Below are 4,730 nucleotides of genomic sequence, written 5' to 3' on the forward strand. Positions count from 1 at the left end.
CCTTCCTTCTTCAGGAAACGATTTCCGCCACTCTGTCAACGCGGCTCGACCCAAGGCTAGACACCACCGGGTGGCGGGATCAATGCGAATCTGCCGCACAGCTTTCCGTGTTCTACGGGGTTGTCGACATTTCACCGCGGAACCGGCTCGCCTGCCCTATGCGGACAGCAAGAGCGAGTGGCTGCCTTGCCCTGCCACGACGCGTGGAGGCCACAGGCTGGGGTCGAGCAGACCCCACGAGTAGGCCTTCGACACCGCCGACACCCGGGTGGTGACGCCGAACTGCTCCAGCATCGCGGCGATCCGATTCTCGACGGACCGCGGACCCACGTCGAACTCGGCGGCGATCTGGTCGACGGACCGGCCCTCGGCGACCTGTTCGAGGAGGCGGGCCTTCGACGCGGTCAGTAAGAACCCCGCGTACGGCTGGGCGGACGGATGCACGGACGCGACGAGCCCGCCACGAGCGGCGCGCACGACCACCCTCAGCACCTGGCGCGTCCGCTGCCGACGCACGACGACGAGCTCGCAGAACATCCCTTTGCCTTTGCCCTGCAAGGCAAAGCACTGGCCGAGCAGCACAATTTCGTGACTCGGCCCGAACAGGTGCGTGAAGTCAGCACCCATCAGCTCCGCGGGCTCGCAGTCGAACTGCTTCGCGAACCCCTTGCTCATCTCGCGCAATCGGAAGACGCTGTCGAGGAACGCGATGTTGCGGCCGTACACGTCGGTCATCAGGGCCAGATCTGACATTCGTCCATCACCACCACGCGTTTGAGCGAACGGGAAGTTCGCGATGGTCTGTACCCAGACCAGTCGACCAGGCTTCCATCTGGTGGACAATGCGCGCGGGCGGGAACCATTTCCGGATTTCGCGCAGTTGAGGGCTGCCGTTCACCTGGGCGTGTCAGGGTGGCCATGTGGTCACTCCAGCAACGCAGCTGGTCGACGAGCAGACTCACGCGCTGCACGAAGCGTTGACAGCAGCCATCCGGTCGATTATCACGGATCTTCCCCACATCGCGGCCAAGGTCACCACGCAGCGCCAGTCACCTCAGGTCAGGGCGGATGCGGCCGAGCGCGTGTTTCCGGCGATCGTGGCCGCGGCGCTGGGGGTGAGCACGAAAAAAGCGTTGGCGCTCTGCACCGCGTCCGCGCTGTGGTGGATGTCGACTGACTCGGACACGTTGGGCGCTCAGTGCGGTGCGATGCTCGCGATCCGCCACCTGAAGCCGGTCCGCGCATCCGCGAGCTGCAAGCTCGAGTGGTTCGACGAGGTCAGCCGCTCGACGACCTCGGTGCTGGAGACCAGGCTGGCCGAACGCGCCCGCCACTACACCGAGATCAGCCGCAAGAACGTGCTGGCCAGCTGTCTCGGCGAAACGGGAGCGGCATACGCCCGAGACGCGGCGATGGCGGCCCACCTCGTCGACGAGCACCCGGTCGAGGAGTGGCGCAGGTTCGGCGCCGTCTACGGACTGATGCGGCAGCTCCACGCCGACCACCAGAAGTCCACTGTGGACTCCGATGGCGATCCCGTGCTCGTGGTCCCGCCACTGCTGGCCGCCCACGCCTTCCAGCTGGCCAAGCCCGGCGTACGTCTCGAGCTCGCGCGACTGCTGCGTGAGAAGTCGTCCAGCGACACGGGCAGGAGCGACGTGCTGCGTGACCTCCTGCGCGCGCCACGGGTCGTCGAGGCCTACGCGCGGGATCTCCGCAAGCTGCACGGCAAGGCACGCGTCCTGCTCGGCACGCTGAACGCGGCGGAGGACGCCCGCGTGGTGCTGAAGTCCGGTGTGGACTCCGTCATCCAACTCGCCATGCCCGGTGGACGGGAACTGATCGGCGTCTGAGCCGGTTCTACCGGGCCGCACACCATGAGGGGCACTACTAGGAGATGTTCACCCAGCGGTATTGGTCCTTGTCCGCGTTCTGGGCCCAGCGGACCCCTGCAGAGTTGTGAGTGTTGCTTTCACACTTGCTGCCGCCGTAGGTCAGAAGTTTCGGGTACACGCCCGATACGTTGTCGACGATGACCGTCGGATGGTAACCGGCTCCGTACAGACACCGCCCATCCACACGGATGCTCTTGACGTGCGACGTCTCATACCAGACCGCCACACAGGCCTTGTACCAGGAATTCGCCTTGCAGGCCGGCGGGGCGGCGGCGGCCGGGCCCGCCGTCACCAGCACAGCGCCCGCCGACACCACGACTGCCGTGACCGCACTCGCCAGCCACGCCATCTTGCTATCCATTCCCCCACACCTTTCACATCGATACTTTCCCCAGCAATTTCCCAGCAACACAACAGGAAGGAGCCGATCCGATCGCCGCACATCGCGTACCACCAGGAACGGCTGCCGCCATGAAGGAACAGCTCCGAAAGACCCCCGCGGCCATCCGGCCGACCTGGTTCGTCAGGAGATCGTGATCCAGCGGTAGCGCTGGGCGTCATCGCCGCCGATGTTGACCCGCACCCTCTTCTCGGTGTTGCCCTCACACTTGGTGCCGCCGTACGTTTGCACGAACGGCACCTCCTGGCTGTCGATGGTGACGCCCGAGTACTTGCCGGACGAACCGATGAGACACCGCCCGTTGACGCGGATGCTCTTGACGCTCGCCGTCTGGTAGTTGACGGCCACACAGGACGAGAACGGCTGAGCCTTGCAGCCCGCGGCCACGGCCGGCAGCGCGGCCAGCACGAGCGTGCCGGCTGATACCCCGATCACCGCGGCGACCGCCGCCAGCGAAAGCTTCACACGATTCATCTCAACCCTTCCCCTCGAACATGCGGAAACCGACGCCCGGCAAAGTGCCCGGCCGTCAGTAGATGCTCACCCAGCGGTAGCCCCCGGAGTCGGGGGCGCTGCGCCAGATGACCCTCGCGGAGTTGTGCGTGTTGCTCTCACACTTGGTGCCGCCATAGGTCTGGACGTCCGGGCGGCCGAACCCGACGATGTGGACGGTCGAGTGCGTGTTGGAAGGACCGAGGAGACACCGCCCCTCCAGACGGATGCTCTTGACGTGCGACGTCTGGTAGTTGACGCCCACGCAGTACGACCCTGCCGGAGCTTTGCAGGTCGCGGCGGCAGCCGGACTCGCGGTCAGCAGAGCGATGCCCGCCGACGCCACAACGGCCGCAGCCACACCAACCGGCAACACGTTCCTAAGATTCATTCTCAACCTTTCCTCGAACCTGCGGAAATCAAAGCCCGGCAAAGTGCCCGGCCGTCAGTAGGCCACGATCCAGCGGTAGTTCTCGGAGTCGTACTGGCTCACGTTGACCCACGCGTTGTTCCGCGTGCCGCCCTCACACCTGGCACCGCCGTAGGTCTCGATCCTCGGGCGGTCGAACTGGTGGATGTAGACGGTCGAGTGCTTGCCGGAACCGATGAGACACCGCCCGTTCACGCGGATGCTCTTGAGCGACGTCCCGTAGCTGACGGCCACACAGGACGACCCTGCCGGAGCTTTGCAGGTCGCGGCGGCAGCCGGACTCGCGGTCAGCAGAGCGATGCCCGCCGACGCCACAACGGCCGCAGCCACACCAAACGGCAACACATGCTTACGCTTCATTCCCAGACCCTCCTCGAAACTGCGGAAACCGACGCCGGCAAAATGCCCGGCTGTCAGAAGACCAACACCCAGCGGATGCTCTTGACCGTCGACGTCCAGTAGTCGACAGCCACACAGGCCGGCCCCTGCGGGGCCTTGCAGGTCGCGGCGGCAGCCGAACTCGCGCTCAACAGAGCAATGTCCGCCGACGCCATGACAGCCGCCGCCACACCAACCGGCAACACGTTCCTACGCTTGGTAGACACGAATCAGGCGCCAGCGCGAGTCGTCGCGGGTGTGGACGGCGGTGTTCGCGACGGTTTGCGTGCCGCCCTCACACTTGGTTCCGCCATAGGTCTGAATCCTCACGGCGTCGTGCTGGCCGATGTGGACAGTCGAGTGCGTGTTGGAAGGACCGATGAGACACCGCCCGTTCACGCGGATGCTCTTGACCGTCGACGTCCGGTACTCGACAGCCACGCAGTACGACCCTGCCGGAGCGTTGCAGGTCGCGGCGGCAGCCGGACTCGCGGTCAGCAGAGCGATGCCCGCCGACGCCACAACGGCCGCGGCCACACCAACCGGCAACACGTTCCTACGATTCATTTCCAGCCTTCCCTGATACGCGGCCAATCCAGCTCGACCGACGGCCGGTAGAGCTCGAACCAGTGGTAAAGGTCCAGCACCCGATCAGCGCACCTGCACACGAAGGCGTGCGTCGCGCACGAATCCGATTCTGACCTACAGTCAACACAGGCCACTCGCGCACGGAAGGAAATCAGCACTATTCGGACGACCCGGTTTTGCCGTTGGTATCTTGCGGACAAACCTCATCACCGCGCGAATTGTGCCGGACCACGGTTTTCCAGTAGCGAGCCACGTTTATCGCGTCGAAAGCCACGGAACGGTTCTCGGCCGACCTCCCACGATGTCGGTCACGACCGCGCCGATGCGGTCGCCGGGCGCCCACTGGTCGGGCCGCAGGTCGGCACCGGTGGTGAGGTAGTCGATCACGGCGACCGTCTCGGGATGGTTGTGGCAGCAGTGCAGCGCGCCGACACCGCACAGCAGGTCGACGTACCGGCGGCCGGACGTGCCCCACAGGTAATGGTGGCCGCTCGCCCGTTCGAACACGACCGGAAAGCCGCGGCAGCAGCCGCGTGGTCACTCTTCT

At 65.5% G+C, this 4,730-nt stretch carries 8 protein-coding genes; 1 reads left to right on the plus strand and 7 read right to left on the minus strand.

The annotated features are described in order from the left end of the window. Positions 1-156 precede the first annotated feature (156 nt). The gene (locus OG205_RS16675) at positions 157-753 is read right to left on the minus strand and encodes a helix-turn-helix transcriptional regulator (RefSeq protein WP_330277162.1); all 597 of its coding nucleotides are present in this window, start codon (positions 751-753) and stop codon (positions 157-159) included. Between the two features lie 167 nt (positions 754-920). Here OG205_RS16675 and OG205_RS16680 point away from each other — a divergent pair, with 167 nt between their 5' ends. After that, the gene (locus tag OG205_RS16680) at positions 921-1,853 is read left to right on the plus strand and encodes a hypothetical protein (RefSeq protein ID WP_330277163.1); all 933 of its coding nucleotides are present in this window, start codon (positions 921-923) and stop codon (positions 1,851-1,853) included. Positions 1,854-1,890: 37 nt separating this feature from the next. On the opposite strand, the gene OG205_RS16685 is transcribed toward OG205_RS16680, so the two are convergent. The 6 genes from OG205_RS16685 to OG205_RS16710 form a co-directional block, all read right to left on the minus strand. Next, positions 1,891-2,256: a hypothetical protein gene (locus OG205_RS16685; RefSeq protein ID WP_330277164.1), complete on the minus strand. Its 366-nt coding sequence runs from the start codon at positions 2,254-2,256 to the stop codon at positions 1,891-1,893. A 162-nt stretch (positions 2,257-2,418) separates the two neighbouring features. Then, complete coding sequence (locus OG205_RS16690) at positions 2,419-2,760, minus strand: hypothetical protein (protein ID WP_330277165.1); 342 nt, start codon at positions 2,758-2,760, stop codon at positions 2,419-2,421. Between the two features lie 64 nt (positions 2,761-2,824). Then, complete coding sequence (locus tag OG205_RS16695; RefSeq protein ID WP_330277166.1) at positions 2,825-3,163, minus strand: hypothetical protein; 339 nt, start codon at positions 3,161-3,163, stop codon at positions 2,825-2,827. A 69-nt stretch (positions 3,164-3,232) separates the two neighbouring features. Beyond that, on the minus strand, positions 3,233-3,577 hold the full coding sequence (locus tag OG205_RS16700) for a hypothetical protein (protein WP_330277167.1): 345 nt from the start codon (positions 3,575-3,577) through the stop codon (positions 3,233-3,235). Positions 3,578-3,805: 228 nt separating this feature from the next. Beyond that, the gene (locus OG205_RS16705) at positions 3,806-4,162 is read right to left on the minus strand and encodes a hypothetical protein (RefSeq protein ID WP_330277168.1); all 357 of its coding nucleotides are present in this window, start codon (positions 4,160-4,162) and stop codon (positions 3,806-3,808) included. 276 nt (positions 4,163-4,438) lie between these two features. Next, the gene (locus tag OG205_RS16710; RefSeq protein ID WP_330277169.1) at positions 4,439-4,690 is read right to left on the minus strand and encodes a hypothetical protein; all 252 of its coding nucleotides are present in this window, start codon (positions 4,688-4,690) and stop codon (positions 4,439-4,441) included. Positions 4,691-4,730: the final 40 nt, after the last annotated feature.

The sequence above is a fragment of the Lentzea sp. NBC_00516 genome, from assembly GCF_036346835.1.
GTDB classification, from domain to species: Bacteria; Actinomycetota; Actinomycetes; order Mycobacteriales; family Pseudonocardiaceae; genus Lentzea; species Lentzea sokolovensis.

What these genes read in the sequence shown, in the direction of transcription:
- OG205_RS16675 (WP_330277162.1), bottom strand. Translation starts at nt 753, where the DNA reads ATGTCAGATCTGGCCCTGATGACCGACGTGTACGGCCGCAACATCGCG.
- OG205_RS16685 (WP_330277164.1), bottom strand. Translation starts at nt 2,256, where the DNA reads ATGGATAGCAAGATGGCGTGGCTGGCGAGTGCGGTCACGGCAGTCGTG.
- OG205_RS16705 (WP_330277168.1), bottom strand. Translation starts at nt 4,162, where the DNA reads ATGAATCGTAGGAACGTGTTGCCGGTTGGTGTGGCCGCGGCCGTTGTG.
- OG205_RS16700 (WP_330277167.1), bottom strand. Translation starts at nt 3,577, where the DNA reads ATGAAGCGTAAGCATGTGTTGCCGTTTGGTGTGGCTGCGGCCGTTGTG.